The organism is Clostridium sp. 1001283B150210_160208_E6 (genome assembly GCF_015669365.1).
Lineage (GTDB): Bacteria > Bacillota > Clostridia > Clostridiales > Clostridiaceae > Clostridium > Clostridium paraputrificum.
Genome location: NZ_JADPAA010000008.1, coordinates 72,764 through 89,463, shown reverse-complemented (window position 1 = coordinate 89,463; position 16,700 = coordinate 72,764). Strand labels below are relative to the sequence as shown.

The window sequence follows — 16,700 nt, the reverse complement described above, 5'->3', positions numbered from 1 at the left end:
TATAGTACAATAAAAGGATGAAACTCTAAAGTTTCATCCTTTATTTTATTTCTATTTACTTAAATTACTGCTTCTTTTGCTACTATTCCTTCTTTATCTTTAAGTTTTCTAACTGACATAAAGAAGATTATCAAAGTGATTAATGATGATAATCCATCAGCAACAGCTCCTGCAAGCCATACTCCTGTTAACCCAAAAATCTTTGGTAGTATTATTAAACAAGGTATTAATAATATTACTTGTCTTAATAAACTTAAGAACATAGATATCTTAGCTTTTCCTATAGATTGGAAGTAATTAGAACTTATTACTTGCGCTCCTACTACAGGCAACATAAATAAGAATATTCTCATACCTGTGCTTGCTATGCCTACTAACTGCTCATCTCTATTAAATATTGATATTAATAAGTGTGGAGCAGCTTGAGTAATTATCCATCCAATTGAAACTATTATAGTAGCAACTATAGTTGCGGACTTTACAGCCTGCTTAACTCTCTTATATTTTTCTGCACCATAATTATATCCTATTATAGGTTGTGAACCTTGGTTTAAGCCAAATATAGGCATCATAAATATCATAGCTACACTATTTATTATAGTCATAGCACCTATAGCTAAATCTCCACCATAAGTCTTTAATGCATTGTTAGCCAACACTTGAACTATACTTTGAGCTATTTGCATACTAAATGGACTTACTCCAATAGAAAAAATACTCAAAACTATAGCTTTATCTAAAGATAAATATTCTCTTTTAATTTTTAAATTACTCTTACCTTTTGTAAAATAATATAAAATCCATATAGTTGAAACTATTTGAGATATTACAGTTGCAATAGCTGCTCCTCTAACTCCCATTCCAAATACAAATATAAATATAGGGTCTAATATAATATTAGTACCTGCACCTATTAACATTGATAACATAGCTATCTTAGGACTTCCATCACTTCTAATTGAATGATTTAATCCAAAACTTAGCATATTAAATATAGTTCCAAAGAATATTATTTGCATATATTCTCTTGCATAAACTTCAGTATCTGCACTCGCTCCAAATAATCCAAGTATTTTATGCATAAATACAAGTCCTATTATAGTTATTAAAACACTAGCTATAATAATTAAAGTAAATGCATTTCCTAAGTGCTTTTCAGCCTCTTCTCTTTTATGTTCTCCAAGTTTTAAAGATATTCTGGCACTTGTTCCTATTCCAATTAACATTCCAAATGCCATTATTATAGTCATTATTGGCATTGTTATACCAACTCCAGTTAAAGCTAATCCACCAATATCTTTTATGTTTCCTATGTACATTCTATCTACAATATTATATAAGGTATTTACTACCATACCTATTATAGCTGGAATGGAAAACTCCATAAGTAACTTTGATATTTTTTCTTCTCCAAGTCTAGCTTGTCCTCTCATGCTTAATTCCTCCTTAGTGTCTCACTAGATGCTATTTTTTTTAGTAATATAAGAGTTAATTCTCTTTCATTCTCTGTTAAAATTGAAGTAATCTTTTCTTCCCACTGTCTATGTACTTCAAAAAAATCTTCTTTTATACTTAAAGCTTTATCAGTAAGTACTATTATATTAGCTCTTTTATCAACTGAACTTTTATTTCTATATATGTATCCTTCTTCTTCAAGTTTCTTCAAAGCTCTAGCTGTGGTAGCTTTATCTATATTCAAAATATTACTTAAATCTTCTTGAGTTAATCTTTCTTTTTTATATAAAACTCTTAAAAATTGATATTGTCCTGCTCCAATATTATATTTTGCATATGCCTTTGAAAAAAAACTATTTCCGCTTCTATATATTTGGGAAACAAATTTCCCTATAGAATCGTATTCTTTATTCCCCATATTATCACCTAACTTTATTATAAATAGTTGCAACAGCAACTATTTTACTACTAATTAGTTGTATTAGCAACTATTTTTTCAAAATAAAAGAAGTAGTGTTTTCCACTACTTCCTTTTCTACTTAGTACTTTCCCTTTGTATTAGTTGATAGTCTAAAACATAATGACCTTGTTCTAGTTCCTTCTTATTTAGAAGTTTTATTAACATTCTCATAGCTACTGATCCCATGTCATAACTAGGTTGAGATATAGTAGTTATTCTTGGATAAAAATATGAGGAAACATGGTTATTATTAAATCCAATAATACTTATATCCTCTGGAACATTATATCCATTTTCTCTTAACCTATTTATTGCTCCAATTGCTATTTCATCTGATGCACATACTATTGAATCAAACTTCTTATTACTTCCAATAAACTTTTCAACTGCTTCATAACCAGTTTTAACCTTTAAGTTATCGAAGTAAACTAATTCCTCATCAACATTTATACCTGCTTCTTCTAATGCTTTTTCAAACCCTACAAATCTATCTCCCCAAGCATTCATTGTATCTTGTTTTACTCCTATAAATGCTGGTTTAGACAATCCTTTATCTAATAAATACTTTGTACCCTCATATGATGCATTTATGTTATCTATAGTTACACTTGGTAAAACTCCATCTTTATCCTTAGTTTCAACTAGGATGGTTTTTAAGTCTAGTTCATTAATTAAATCAAGCATTTCTTCACTTAATGAACTACTCATATATATTACTCCATCAACCATCTTTTCCTTAAGTACTCTTAAATATTCTTTTTCTTTTTCTACATCAAAGTCTGAATTACATAAGATAACATTGTAATCATAGATATTAGCAACGTCTTCCGCTCCTCTTACGATTTCAGGATAAAACTGACTTGATATATCTGGTACTAGTATTCCTATAGTCTTTGTTCTTTGAGTCTTTAAACTTCTAGCTACTATATTCGGTCTATAACCTAACTTTTTAATGGCATCTAGAACCTTTTTCTTAGTGTCTTCATTTACGACATCGATATCATTAAGCACTCTTGAAACTGTTGCAATCGAAACGCCAGCTTCCTTAGCTACATCTTTAATAGAAGTTGCCATTAACTCATCACTCCCATTTCTTATATTTTAATTATTTAATTATAACCTATATATTCTCCCAAAAACAAGCAAATCCCTGCTTTATTTATAGTTTTTGTTAAAAATCTTTTAAAATACCCTTTTTAAAAACAAATTTTGAACAAATCAAAAGGTTACTATAAATTCTATAGTAACCTTTTCAATATTTATTACTCTATTTTACTACTTTAACAGACATATTAAGCTTTTCTCCATTAATAGTAGATTCAGTATACTCTATGTTTTGTTCGTTGCATACAACGTCTACTGTTAATGTTTCTTTTTTAATTGTATCTTCGAACTTCTTAATAACATCTAATAACATATCATTATTAGCTACATATAATGTAATCTTATCAGCAACTTCGAATCCACTTTCTTTTCTCATATTTTGAATCTTAGAGATGATTTCTCTTACGTGTCCCTCTTCTCTTAATTCTTCTGATATATGAGTATCAAGAACCACACCAATTTCACCTTCACCTGCAAAGGCATATCCATCAAGACCTTGCATTGTTACAAGTAGGTTTTCTTTGTTAAGTTCTATTTCTGTTCCATCTACATTTATAACTTCTACTCCACCATTATTTATCTTTTGAGCTAATTCCATTTGATTTCTAGAAGCTATTTCTTTTCTTATTGCAGGAATCATTTTTCCATAAGCTCTTCCTAAAACAGGTAAGTTAGGCTTTATTTCAAAGTTAACATGTTCAGAAAGATCTGCACCAAATTCAATTGACTTGATGTTTAATTCATCCTTAATAATATCTCCATAGTATTCTGGAAGTGATGCTACTGAAACTAACATTTGAGAAAGTGGCTGTCTATTCTTAATATTAGCACCATTTCTTGCACTTCTTCCTAACTTAACTATTGTGTAAGCTAAATCCATTTCCTTTTCTAACTCACTGTTAATAGCTTCTTCATCAACTGTTGGCCACTTACATAAGTGAATACTTTCTTCAGCTGAAGAATCTAAATTAACAACTAAGTTTTGATATATCTCTTCTGTGATAAATGGTACAAATGGAGCTGCAACTTGTGATAAAGTTACTAGAACTCTATATAGAGTTACATATGCACCAATCTTATCATCAGTTAATTCTTCTGACCAATATCTTGCTCTGTTTCTTCTTACATACCAGTTAGATAAGTTATCTGTGAACTCTTCAATTTGAAGAGCAGCATTTGTAATGTCATAAGAGTTTAATTTAGCATCAACATCCTTAACTAAAGTGTTTAACTTAGACATTATCCACTTATCCATAACATTATCAGAAACAAAATCTTTGTACTCTAACGGATTGAATCCATCTATATCTGCATATAAAACATAGAATGAATATACATTCCACAATGTACTTAAGAACTTTCTTGATGCCTCTCCAACATCATCAGTTGAGAATCTAGTTGGTAGCCATGGAGCACTTGCAGTGTAGAAATGCCATCTTGTAGCATCTGCACCTTGACTTTCTAAAACCTCCATAGGAGCAACAACGTTACCCTTAGACTTAGACATCTTTAATCCCTTCTTATCAAGAACATGACCTAAAACAATACAATTTTCAAATGGATTTCTATCAAATATAGCAGTTGAAATAGCTAATAATGTATAGAACCATCCTCTTGTTTGGTCAACAGCTTCTGATATAAATTGAGCCGGGAAGTTTTGCTCAAATAACTCTTTGTTTTCAAATGGATAGTGTAGTTGAGCAAATGGCATTGATCCTGAATCGAACCAACAATCTATAACTTCCTTAGTTCTTTCCATTTCCTTACCACACTTTTCACATTTTAAATGAACATTATCTATATATGGTTTGTGTAATTCTATACCATCAGGTACATTTATACCCTTCTTCTTCAACTCTTCAATGCTTCCTATACATTCTTTGTGACCACATTCACATTCCCAGATTGGAAGCGGAGTTCCCCAGTATCTATCTCTCGAGATACCCCAGTCAATAACATTTTCTAAGAATTTACCGAATCTTCCTGTTCTTATGTTATCAGGATACCAGTTAATCTTATTATTGTTTTCTAATAACTTATCTCTTAGAGTGCTCATTGCAACGAACCAGCTCTCCTTTGGATAGTAAAGAAGTGGAGTGTCACATCTCCAGCAGTGTGGATATGAATGAAGGTGCTTTTCCGCCTTAAATAACTTATTATTTTCTTCAAGCCACTTACAAATGCTTTCATCACACTTCTTAACAAACTTACCTGCCCATGGAGTAACTTCTTCTACGAATTTACCCTCTTTATCAACTAAGTTAATGAAAGTGATTCCATTAGCCTTCGCAACAAGATTATCATCTTCACCATAAGCTGGAGCAATATGAACTATACCAGTACCATCTGTTAATGTTACGTAATCACCATGAATAACTTCAAAAGCTTTACCTTCAACTTTTCCAAACGGCATTAATTGTTCATACTTAGTTCCTAGTAATTCTGATCCATTAAATTCTCTAACTATTTCAAATTCTTCTCCAAGAACCTTACCAGCAAGATCCTTAGCTAAGATATATACTTCATCTCCAACCTTTGCTTCTATATAAGTGTAAGCCTTATTTATACATAGAGCTAAGTTTGATGGCAATGTCCAAGGAGTTGTTGTCCAAGCTAATATGTACTTGTTTTCTTCTCCCTCAACCTTAAATTTAGCAATACAAGTTAAATCCTTAACATCTTTGTATCCTTGAGCAACTTCGTGTGAAGACAATGCAGTACCACATCTTGGGCAATAAGGCATTACCTTATGACCTTCATATAAAAGACCTTTATCCCACATTTGTTTTAAAGCCCACCATACTGATTCTATATATGGATTGTGGTATGTTACATATGGATCATCCATATCTACCCAATAACCAATCTTATTAGTCATTTCTTCCCACATAGAAACATATTTAAATACGCTTTCCTTACATTCTGTTACGAATTTTTCAACACCGTATTCTTCAATTTGTTCCTTACCTGATATTCCAAGTTTCTTTTCTATTTCAAGTTCTACAGGTAACCCGTGAGTATCCCAACCGGCTTTTCTAATTACCTTATACCCCTTCATTACCTTATATCTTGGAATTATGTCCTTCATAACTCTTGTTAAAACGTGACCTACGTGTGGCTTACCATTAGCTGTTGGAGGTCCATCATAGAAAGTGAAGTATTCACCATCTTGATTCATATCAAAATTCTTTTTGATAACATCCTTTTCTTTCCAAAGGCTTGCTACTTCTTCTTCCATACCAACAAAGCCTTTTGAAAGTTCAACTTTTTTGTACATCTTATTTGCTCCTTTCTCGTGTATAATCAGATATTTTAATTATTCTCTTTTATTAGATATCTAGTCATATCTAATTTTTAATAAATAAAAAAACTCCATCCAAAAGGACGAAGTTGAATTCGCTATACCACCTATGGCAAAGTATACCCTATGATAAATTCAGGGTACTTATCTCAAGCACAATCATGCTCTATCCATTAACGCTGGCTAACGGGAATACCTACTAAGCAAAGCTGTTCAATTTCCAACTCCTAGGTGATTTTCACTAAGACACTATATAACTTCACACCAACCAGTTACTCTCTGAAAGTAGAAACCTTAATTACTTTTCCTAATCACAGTTTTTATATTATTTATTATATACCATTCCTGAAATAAATGTCAATTACTACAATATACTTACTTCTATACGCTTTTTATTCTTACTAGCTAATAATTTTTATTAATTAGTATTGACTTTCATCCATTGATATGTTTTAATATAGTCAAGATAACAACAAGTTATCTAATCCCCTTATTTTCCTTAGTCATCAACTTAGGAGGTAACTAAATGGAAAATAATATAAATGAGAAAATCCTTGATAAAATCACAAAAGTATGTGTTTGCAAGGCGATACCAAGATCCAAAATTAAAGAATCTATAGAATCTGGAGCAAAAACTGTAGATGATGTAGCTAAAGCTACTGGTGCTACAAAAGGTGGTTGCAAAGGATGTAGATGTATCCCTAAAATTCAAGAGTTAATCGAAGCACATTCAATCGATCAATAGATATTTCCCCAAATATTATTGGTTGACTGATTATATCTCCCCAAGCCAATCTGTTCCCCACAGATTGGCTTATTTTTTATATGTTTTTTAACTAAAAAAGACCTCTTAACCAACTGTTAAGAAGTCCCTCATGTTACTATTTAATTAAATGCACTATATATAGACTTTATAGCCCTTTCAAAATCTTCATTTTCAATTCCAACTAATATATTCATCTCTGATGATCCTTGGTCAATCATTCTAATGTTTATGTTAGCTTTTGCTAAGGCTCCAAATACCTTAGCTGCTACCCCCTTGTTTTTAGCCATACCTTTACCAACTGTAGCTATCATAGCCATATTAGGATGTACAACTATAGAATCCGGATCACAACTTCTTCTTATCTCTTCAATAACTATATCTTTCTTTTTCTTAAGCTCTGAATCTGCTATTACTAAACATACTGTGTCTATTCCTGCAGGCATATTTTCAAAAGATATATTATTCATTTCTAATATTGATAATACCTTTCTACAAAATCCTAATTCATTATTCATCATTGCCTTTTCTATTGATATAACAGTAAAGTTCTTCTTACCTGCAATACCTGTAATAGTTTTACACTTTTCATTTTCAGTATCTTGAACTATTATAGTGCCCTTATCTTCAGGTGAATTAGTATTTTTTATGTTAATTGGTATTCCAGCTTCCTTTACAGGAAATATTGCTTCTTCATGAAGCACTGAAGCACCCATATATGATAATTCTCTTAATTCCTTGTATGTAATTTTACCTATAGTCTTAGGATTTTCAACTATTCTTGGATCAGCCATTAAAAATCCAGAAACATCAGTCCAATTTTCATATAAATCCGCATTTATACTTGCAGCAACTAAAGAACCTGTTACATCAGATCCACCTCTGCTAAAGGTTATTATTTCACCTTGTTCATCTGCTCCATAAAATCCTGGAATAACAGCTCTTTCGATTTTGCATAACTTATCTTTTAATCTTTTATTAGTTTCTTCACTGTTTAATGTTCCATCTTCATGAAATAATATAACTTCTTTTGCATCTACAAAATCATATCCTAAATAATTAGCTAAGATAATACCATTTAAGTATTCTCCTCTACTAGCTGCATAATCCTTAGATGCACCGTCTTCAATATCTTTTTTTACTACATCTAGATAAGTGCTTATATCTAGATCTAACCCCAAATCATTAACTATTCCAGTATATCTCTCCTCTATATGCTTAAATACATCCTCTAAAGAAATACCTGTCTCAACATGCATGTGACAAAGATAAAGAAGATCTGTTATCTTTGTATCTTTCCCATGTCTCTTTCCTGGTGCTGATGGTATTACATACCTTCTAGCATCATCTGCAAGGATAACTTCCTTTACCTTCTTGAACTGTGAAGCATCTGCTAAAGAACTTCCACCAAACTTTGTAACCACCTTATTCATTTTTTATTGCCCCCAATTTTTATTAATATACTTTAAAATATTTTTAAATCTATTCTACCAAATTTTTCATACTTTTCAATAGTAATGCAAACAAATTTTTATTTTCTATTTTAACTCCCTATAAAAATAATAATATTACTGGTATAATCGAAAAGAGTTTAATGAAGGGAGTTTTTTATATGAATAGTAAATTCTATTTACATAAAGGTAAAAACAAAAAAGCTGAAAATGGTCGTCCTTGGATATATATAGATGAAATTAATGAATATGATGGTGACTATGAGAATGGTGATATAGTTGAAGTCTATAATCATAAAGGATATTTCATAGGCAAAGGTTATATCAACGACAGAAGCAAGATAACTATAAGAATAATGACAAGAGATAAAGATGAAGTAATAAATAGGGAATTCTTTAAAAAGAGATTTGATTCTGCCTGGGAATACAGAAAAACTGTAATAGATACCTCCTCTTGTAGATTTATCTTTGGAGAGGCTGATTTATTACCTGGTCTTACTGTTGATAAATTTGAAGATTATTATGTAATTCAAATTTCAACTTTAGGTATGGATAAATATAGGGATATAATTGTTGATATCTTAGTAAATGACTTTGGAGCTAAAGGAGTTTATGAAAGAAGCGATTTGGCTACAAGAGAAATAGAAGGATTAGAACAAACTAAAGGATTTTTAACAGAACCATTTGATACTAATGTTCAAATTATTGAAAATGGAGTTAAATATATAGTTGACTTAGAAAACGGACAAAAAACAGGTTTCTTCTTAGACCAAAAAGAAAATAGGGCTGCAATACATAGAATCTGTAAAGATAAGGATGTACTAGACTGCTTTACTCATACTGGTTCATTTGCTCTTAATGCTGGTATCGCTGGCGCTAAATCAGTTTTAGGTATTGATGTATCTCAGCATGCTGTTGATTGTGCAACTAGAAATTCTGAACTTAATAACCTACAAGATATAGTTAAATTTGAATGCCACAATGCCTTTGATGTCTTATCATCTTGGTCAAAAGAAGGAAAACAATTTGACGTTGTTATACTAGATCCTCCAGCATTCACTAAATCAAGAAATACAATTAATGGGGCAAAAAGAGGATACAAAGAAATTAATCTTAGAGGCTTAAAAATGGTTAAACCAGGTGGATACTTCATTACTTGCTCATGTTCTCACTACATGAGTGAAGATTTGTTAAAATCCACAATAAATGAAGCTGCTCATGATGCCCATAGAATCTTAAGACAAGTAGAATTTAGAACACAGTCAGCCGACCACCCAATACTTTGGAATTCTGATGAAAGCTACTACTTAAAATTCTTTATATTCCAAGTTGTATAACTTTTCAGGGTGAGAGTTTAAAAATAAACTCTCACTCTAATAAATTCTTTATCTCATCTTTATAAGACCATGCTAAGCAGTGCTTAGGATATCCTTTTTTACTAATTTCTCCAACTTTTAATGCATACTTCTTATTTTTACTAGACATTATTTCTTCCCTTAATATCCTCAAAACTGTTTCTACCCTACTTGAATACAAATCATACATTCCTTCTGGCGGCTCACCCCATGCACAGAATATATAATCTGCTTCCTTTATTTCATCTCGTATAATTCTATCATTGATAACTTCATTATCATTACCTTCCACATATTCTTTTCCCTCTAATAAATATTCTCTAAATAAATCCTCTTTATTAACTTCATAAAATACAAATAAATTTACTATTGTTATTTTCTTAATACCTTTAAGCTCTGAACTTTTGCCGCTTAAATATTTTATTATTCTTCTATACTCACTATTACAACTATCACTCTCTATGCCTTTAGGTGCTCTTGATATTATTAAAACATTCTTTCCATCACTATCAAGTGTAAATGATGTCTTATAACATCTATCTCCAAGCTCATCCTCAACTAAATTAATATTTTTTTTACTTATAATTTTAGGATATTTACATCTACACATTACTACTCCCCTTTGATCGTATATTACTAATAATTACTTTGTAAATGTTTAACTTATTCCTATAATATGAGTTTTTATAAATTCAGTGAAATAAAAAAGTGGCTTCGCCACGCGCCACGCTTTAGCGAAGAAGTCACTTTTTTCAGCCATGCCACAGGTTCCAAAACTTGCTTTTGGTGTTCTGTGGTGGCACTATAATTTTTATTTTTAACGTCTTAATATATTTTCACCACTCAAGCACTGTATTCATAAGGCTTTTCTACCCCAAATTTTTTAAACTGATCTAGACGTTTAAAAAGCCCTGTTTCCAGGGCTTTTTAGTTCTTTATATTTTTAAGCTAAATTATTTCTCCATCCTTATATTCAGGAACTATAGTTGTTAGATCCTTTTTTATACAATAGCCTATATCATTCTCTAAGCCTAGACCCATCATCACATTATAGTGCCTTGCTTCTTTAATAAAATCAATAATATTAGGATTACCTTCAAAAGAAAGTAGTGCTGTCTTTGATAAATCTGTTAACTCTAACTTATCGCATTTCTCTATAAGATCTTTTATAATAGAGCCTGAACAAATAAAATCATCCATTGAAAACTGACCATTAGTGCCTGCATTAAGTATCACAACATCTTCATTTAATGAAAGTAACTTTTCAGCAACAGCTGATGCATTTAACATGCAAGCAACAAATATCTTTTTAGCTTCTAAACAGCTAGTTAATGTTCTTGTTCCATTAGTAGTTGTAATTACTATAGTTTTTCCTTCCACTATTTCTTTTGTATATTCTAATGGTGAATTAGATAAGTCAAAACCATCTATTTTTACTGCTTTCCTTTCTCCACCTAATATACATTCTTTCTCTCCTATGGAAGCTTTCAACTTTAGAGCTTCTTCTATTGTTAATGTTGGAATTACTTTCTTACACCCATTCATTAATGCAGTAGTAATTACTGAAGTTGCTCTAAGCATATCAATTACTACTACCACCTTATTTTCAATTAGATCTTTTCTAATATAATCAGCTGAAATAATAATATCTACTTTCATAATCTCATCCCCAAAAATTAATTATTTAAATGTCTTCCCTTGATAAATATCATTATCTATAAATGCTTTATCTATAGCATTTAAAATTTCCCACTTTTTTAAACTCCACATTGGACCTATTAATAAATCTCTAGGTGCATCACCTGTAAGTCTATGTATAACCATATCCTGTGGTAACATACAAACTGATTTACATAATAAATCAATATAGTCCTCTTGAGATAAGAATTCTAACCCTCCAGCTTCATAAACTTTAACTAAAGGTGTATTTTTCATTAAATGCAATAAATGAAACTTAATCCCTTGAGCACCACTATGAGCAATATAATCCACTGTCTTTAACATATCTTCCTTCGTTTCCCCTGGCAATCCAAATATAGCATGAACTACAAAATCTATATTTCTCTTTTTTAATCTAGTGATAGCCTCTTCAAAAACATCTAAATTATATCCTCTATTTATCTTTCTAGCTGCGTCATCATTAGACGTCTGTAAACCAAGTTCTACCCAAACATAATACTTTTTATTTATCTCTTCCAAAAGATCTAATACATCTTCTCCTAAACAATCAGGTCTTGTAGCTATAGCTAAAGCTACTACACCTTCTTGGCTTAAAGCTTCTTCATACTTTTTCTTTAGGACATCTACAGGTGCATAGGTATTAGTATATGCTTGGAAATAGGCGATATACTTTCCTTGCTTCCACTTCTTGTTCATCATGTCCTTAATCTCTATAAATTGCTTCTCAATAGAAAAGTCCCTATCCCCTGCAAAGTCTCCCGATCCTCTTTCACTACAGAATAAACATCCACCTTTGCTAATAGTTCCATCTCTATTAGGACAAGAAAATCCCCCATCAAGTGAAATCTTGAATACTTTCTCCCCAAATTTATTTCTTAGGAAATAATTTAAATTATTATATCTCTTTCCTCCCCAGTCTTTCACCATGGAAATCTCCTCCTCTTTTGATAACATATCATCTTCTATAATAACAAATTAAACTTAAAATTTAAAATCCTAGTGTTTCCAAAAAAATATAGCACCAATATACTTGATGCTATTTATATATTATTCTATTAAGTTTTCAGATATCAAAAACTCCCTAGCTACCTCTTCAGGAGACTTACTTAATTTATCAACTTTATAATTTAAATCTATCATTGTTTCTTCATCTATTTTTTCATCTAATACAGATAAAACTTCTTTTAACTCTGGATATTTTTCTAAAGTATCCATTCTTATAACAGGAACTGCATTATATGGGGGAAAGAATTCTCTATCATCCTCTAAAACCTGTAAGTCAAAAGCCTTTAATAATCCTTCTGTAGAGAATGCATCAATAAATTGACAATCACCATTTTTTAAGGCTGAATATCTAAGACTTCCATCCATGGCCTTTACACTTTTAAACTTTAATCCATATAATTTACTTAATTCATTTAATCCATCATCTCTATTAACGAACTCCATTGTAGGACTGATTATAAATTGATTATTATATTTAGCTAAATCAGATATTTTTTTTATATTATATTTATCTGCAATTTCTTTAGTTGTTGCTACTGTGTAAGTATTATTAAAACCAAGAGGATTTAATAATGTTAAATTATATCGCTCCTCCATTAACTCCTTACTTCTATTATAAATTTCATCTTTATCTCTTATTAATGGTTCGCCTAATATATTTAAGAGTAAACATCCTGTATAGTCAACATACATATCAATCTCTCCTTTTTGTATAGCTGATGATACAACAGAGCTTCCTCCTAAATTTAACTTTCTTTCTACATTAAGGTCAGTTTTTTCTTCTATTAAATCTGCAACCATATTTGCTAAAATCAATTGTTCTGAATAATTTTTTGATCCTACTACAATTGTATCGCCTTTTTTTCCACTAAATATATTAGATATACCTGTAAACACTAATAAAATAGCTAGTATAACTCCAATTACCTTAAGAACCTTATTATTATTTTTCTTTCCATCGGATAAAAGTCCAACAGGAGTTACTGCAACCTCAATCTTTCCAAATATAAAATCTATAATTAAAGCTAGAATACAAGCTGGTATAGCTCCTGCTAAAATCATATTATTATTTACTGTTTGTACGCCTGTAAATACCAGATATCCTAGCCCTCCAGCCCCTATAAAAGCAGCTAAAGTCATTAACCCAACTGATGTTACCGCAGATATTCTTACTCCAGACATAATTAACGGCAAAGAGACTGGTATCTTTATCTTAATTAATGTTTGTCTTTTTGTTAATCCCATTCCTCTTGCAGCTTCTAACATATTTTCATCTATATTAGTTAGTGCAGTAAAAGTATTTTTTACTATTGGCAAAAGAGAATATAAAACAACAGTAGTTACAGCAGGAACAGTTCCTATTCCAAGTAATGGAATAAGTAATCCTAATAAAGCCATAGATGGTACTGCTTGCAATGTATTTATTAATCCTAATATAGGTTTTCTTAGAGGCTTAATATTTGTAATAAGTATACCTAAAGGAATTCCTATTAATATAGCTAAAGCAATTGCTAACATAGTTAAAAACGTATGCTCTACTAATAGTGATAATATTTGCTCTTTTCTTTCTAAAATAAAACTAAAAAAGTTACTCATTAGCTTCTACCTCCTCTTCTAAGTATTGCTGACTTAAAACAGAAATCAAGCTACTCTTAGTAACCAAACCAACTAATACCTTACTCTCGTTAACTACAGGTAAATACCCTACAGAGTTTTCATTCATTATTGTTAATACATCTACTAGGTTGTCATCATCTTTTACATATAACAACTCTTTTTCCATTACATTTTCAATCTTTGTATCTAATGGTATCTCTCTTCTTATTTGTTTTAATGTAACAAGACCTATAAGCTGATTTTCTTTATTTACTACAAGTAAGCTATCAACTTTATTCGATTTCATCATTTCAATAGATTGAACTATAGTTCTAAATGGCTTTACCTTAATAGGGTCTTGTATCATAATATCCCTTGTCTTTATAAATTCAGGCGTATCCCAAATTTTCTTACTTCCTATAAATTCTTTAATAAATTCATTTGCTGGTCTTCTTAATATATTTTCAGGAGTATCATACTGTTGTATCTTTCCTCCATTCATAATACATATCTTATCTGCTATCTTTATAGCTTCATCCATATCATGAGTTACAAATATTATTGTTTTCTTTAATTCTTGATGAAGAGTAAGTAATTCATCTTGCAAAGAACTACGTGTAATTGGATCTAATGCACTAAAAGGCTCGTCCATTAATATTATGTTAGCATCAGTCGCAAATGCTCTTGCAACACCAACTCTTTGTTGCTGACCACCACTTAACTGAGCAGGGTACTTATTCATATACTCATCTGAATTAAGTCCAACCATATCTAATAATTCAATTGTCTTTTTATTTATTTTTTCTAATGGCTCCTTTTTTAACTTAGGTATTAATTCTATATTTTCTTTTATTGTCATGTGTGGGAATAATCCTACATTTTGAATTACATATCCTATTTGCCTTCTTAGCTGAATAGTATCTTCACTTGCAATTGAATTTCCATTTATGAATATAGATCCTTCTGTAGGCTTTATTAACTTATTAATCATCCTTAATGTTGTTGTTTTACCACAGCCACTTGGCCCAATTAATACTACTAATTCACCATCTTTAATATGAAGATTTATATCATGTAATATAACTTTATCACCTATCTGCTTAGTTATACCTTTAAACTCTATCATATTTCCCCTCCCTCTAACAACTTATACAAAAAAAACAAGTTGTTAGTATAATTATATTATACTTTCCATTTTTTATAAACCTTTGTATTTCCATTAATCTTCCATTTTATGCATCTTTATCATCTTCTACTGTAATTAGGGCTTAAACTTCTATGTATTCCTACGTAATCTTTAACTTAACTCTTGATTGCTAAAAAATAAGAAAGTTAACCAATATATTGATTAACTTTCTACCTTCTATTCCTTAAATACTTTTAAATCTTCCACATCTATTTTATATGTACCTTCATTCTCCTTATCACTTCCTATAGCTTTCACTGTAATAAAAACACCATTATCATCAATTCTTACTACATCTGATGAATACTTTTCTACAGGAAAATATTCATTTAAGTTTAATTTTAATAATTCTCCTGTTGGATTTTTATATATTCTAATTCCACTTCCTTTACCCTCTTCTTTAATTTGAACTATTAGTTCTCCATCATCATTTGAAAAAAGTAACTTTTCCACTATAGATCCATCTACTACATCGTAGGGTACTAACTTATTTAATATTGGCATCTCTAAGGCATCTTGAATTGCTTCATCAACATTTCCACCACTTTGGGATGGTGCGTCTCCTCCACCTTGATTATCTCCAACTGTAGGCTTAGTATCCTCAACAATGGCTAGACCTATAAATGTTCTTAAACCGTTCGTTGTTGTAAATGCAACTTTATTTCCCAAAAAGCCTATCCCCATCTTATTAAATGATCCTTCTGGAACACTCTCTTTATCTACTACTACATTATCTCTATTAGGATATACCTCTTTTGGTAAGTCCTTCATTCTTAATAATAACTGGCTCTTTCCTATTTCATAATCCCTTAGTCTTAAAGTACTTCCAACTTTATATACCTGTTTTTCATTTGTTGATTTAATTTCATCTACTAAATATTCTTTATCTTTCTTTACAACCTTTATTACAACTGTATCTAAATCAATTCTGCTTTCATCTTTTTCTTCTTTAACCACAATATAAGTGAAGTATGCATGATCTGCTCCTTCTGAAAGCTTATCTAATTTATATCCATTTATATTGTCATTTTGTATTTTTCTTATTTCTTCATTATCTTTTATTACTTCTGTACTTATCTTATTGCTTTCATCAAAATTTCCCCTAGTTACATTCTCCATATAATTACTTGCTATTTCCCCAGCCTTCTTAATATTGAAAACATCTGAATTTACATCAAAATTTTTCCCAAAGCATCCTATAAAAGAAAACATTAAAACACTAGATAAAAAACATGAAACGATTCTTTTCATAATAATTACTCCCTTCATTATACCTTCTTAGTTTTCCTAAGAAAAATTCCCTTATACATTTACTAAAGAATATTTGAATATTCCACATTATAT

Annotated in this window: 13 protein-coding genes and 1 other annotated feature; of the genes, 2 read left to right on the top strand and 11 right to left on the bottom strand. The window is 30.5% G+C overall.

Annotated features, from left to right (window positions below):
• Positions 1-59: 59 nt before the first annotated feature.
• The 4 genes from I4V16_RS10165 to ileS all read right to left on the bottom strand — a co-directional run bounded on the left by I4V16_RS10165 (position 60) and on the right by ileS (position 6,296).
• On the bottom strand, positions 60-1,433 hold the full coding sequence (locus tag I4V16_RS10165) for an MATE family efflux transporter (RefSeq protein ID WP_049178112.1): 1,374 nt from the start codon (positions 1,431-1,433) through the stop codon (positions 60-62).
• Positions 1,434-1,435: 2 nt separating this feature from the next.
• Entirely contained in the window at positions 1,436-1,873 is a 438-nt protein-coding gene (locus I4V16_RS10160; protein WP_049178111.1) for a MarR family transcriptional regulator, read from the bottom strand.
• A 117-nt stretch (positions 1,874-1,990) separates the two neighbouring features.
• Positions 1,991-2,989: a LacI family DNA-binding transcriptional regulator gene (locus tag I4V16_RS10155; RefSeq protein ID WP_049178110.1), complete on the bottom strand. Its 999-nt coding sequence runs from the start codon at positions 2,987-2,989 to the stop codon at positions 1,991-1,993.
• Between the two features lie 193 nt (positions 2,990-3,182).
• On the bottom strand, positions 3,183-6,296 hold the full coding sequence (gene ileS, locus I4V16_RS10150) for an isoleucine--tRNA ligase (RefSeq protein WP_049178109.1): 3,114 nt from the start codon (positions 6,294-6,296) through the stop codon (positions 3,183-3,185).
• Between the two features lie 100 nt (positions 6,297-6,396).
• Positions 6,397-6,644: a binding site (T-box leader), on the bottom strand.
• Between the two features lie 202 nt (positions 6,645-6,846).
• Here ileS and I4V16_RS10145 point away from each other — a divergent pair.
• Positions 6,847-7,065 (top strand): (2Fe-2S)-binding protein, encoded by a 219-nt coding sequence (locus I4V16_RS10145; RefSeq protein WP_049178107.1) that lies wholly within the window; start codon positions 6,847-6,849, stop codon positions 7,063-7,065.
• A gap of 140 nt (positions 7,066-7,205) precedes the next feature.
• On the opposite strand, the gene I4V16_RS10140 is transcribed toward I4V16_RS10145, so the two are convergent.
• On the bottom strand, positions 7,206-8,516 hold the full coding sequence (locus I4V16_RS10140; RefSeq protein ID WP_049178106.1) for an aspartate kinase: 1,311 nt from the start codon (positions 8,514-8,516) through the stop codon (positions 7,206-7,208).
• Positions 8,517-8,695: 179 nt separating this feature from the next.
• Here I4V16_RS10140 and I4V16_RS10135 point away from each other — a divergent pair, with 179 nt between their 5' ends.
• Entirely contained in the window at positions 8,696-9,871 is a 1,176-nt protein-coding gene (locus I4V16_RS10135) for a class I SAM-dependent rRNA methyltransferase (protein ID WP_049178105.1), read from the top strand.
• A 31-nt stretch (positions 9,872-9,902) separates the two neighbouring features.
• Here the strand turns inward: I4V16_RS10135 and I4V16_RS10130 are convergent, their stop codons facing one another.
• The 6 genes from I4V16_RS10130 to I4V16_RS10105 all read right to left on the bottom strand — a co-directional run bounded on the left by I4V16_RS10130 (position 9,903) and on the right by I4V16_RS10105 (position 16,607).
• Positions 9,903-10,499: a DUF1643 domain-containing protein gene (locus tag I4V16_RS10130; protein WP_099329216.1), complete on the bottom strand. Its 597-nt coding sequence runs from the start codon at positions 10,497-10,499 to the stop codon at positions 9,903-9,905.
• Positions 10,500-10,837: 338 nt separating this feature from the next.
• Entirely contained in the window at positions 10,838-11,548 is a 711-nt protein-coding gene (locus I4V16_RS10125) for a 2-phosphosulfolactate phosphatase family protein (RefSeq protein ID WP_099329215.1), read from the bottom strand.
• A 21-nt stretch (positions 11,549-11,569) separates the two neighbouring features.
• Positions 11,570-12,496, bottom strand: a complete 927-nt coding sequence (locus tag I4V16_RS10120) for a TIGR01212 family radical SAM protein (RefSeq protein ID WP_049178102.1) — start codon at positions 12,494-12,496, stop codon at positions 11,570-11,572.
• A gap of 120 nt (positions 12,497-12,616) precedes the next feature.
• Positions 12,617-14,170, bottom strand: a complete 1,554-nt coding sequence (locus I4V16_RS10115; RefSeq protein WP_111937714.1) for a glycine betaine ABC transporter substrate-binding protein — start codon at positions 14,168-14,170, stop codon at positions 12,617-12,619.
• Positions 14,163-15,296, bottom strand: a complete 1,134-nt coding sequence (locus I4V16_RS10110) for an ABC transporter ATP-binding protein (protein ID WP_049178100.1) — start codon at positions 15,294-15,296, stop codon at positions 14,163-14,165. Before I4V16_RS10110 ends, I4V16_RS10115 begins: the two co-directional genes overlap by 8 nt.
• Before the next feature lie 237 nt (positions 15,297-15,533).
• Complete coding sequence (locus I4V16_RS10105) at positions 15,534-16,607, bottom strand: hypothetical protein (protein ID WP_153061844.1); 1,074 nt, start codon at positions 16,605-16,607, stop codon at positions 15,534-15,536.
• Positions 16,608-16,700: the final 93 nt, after the last annotated feature.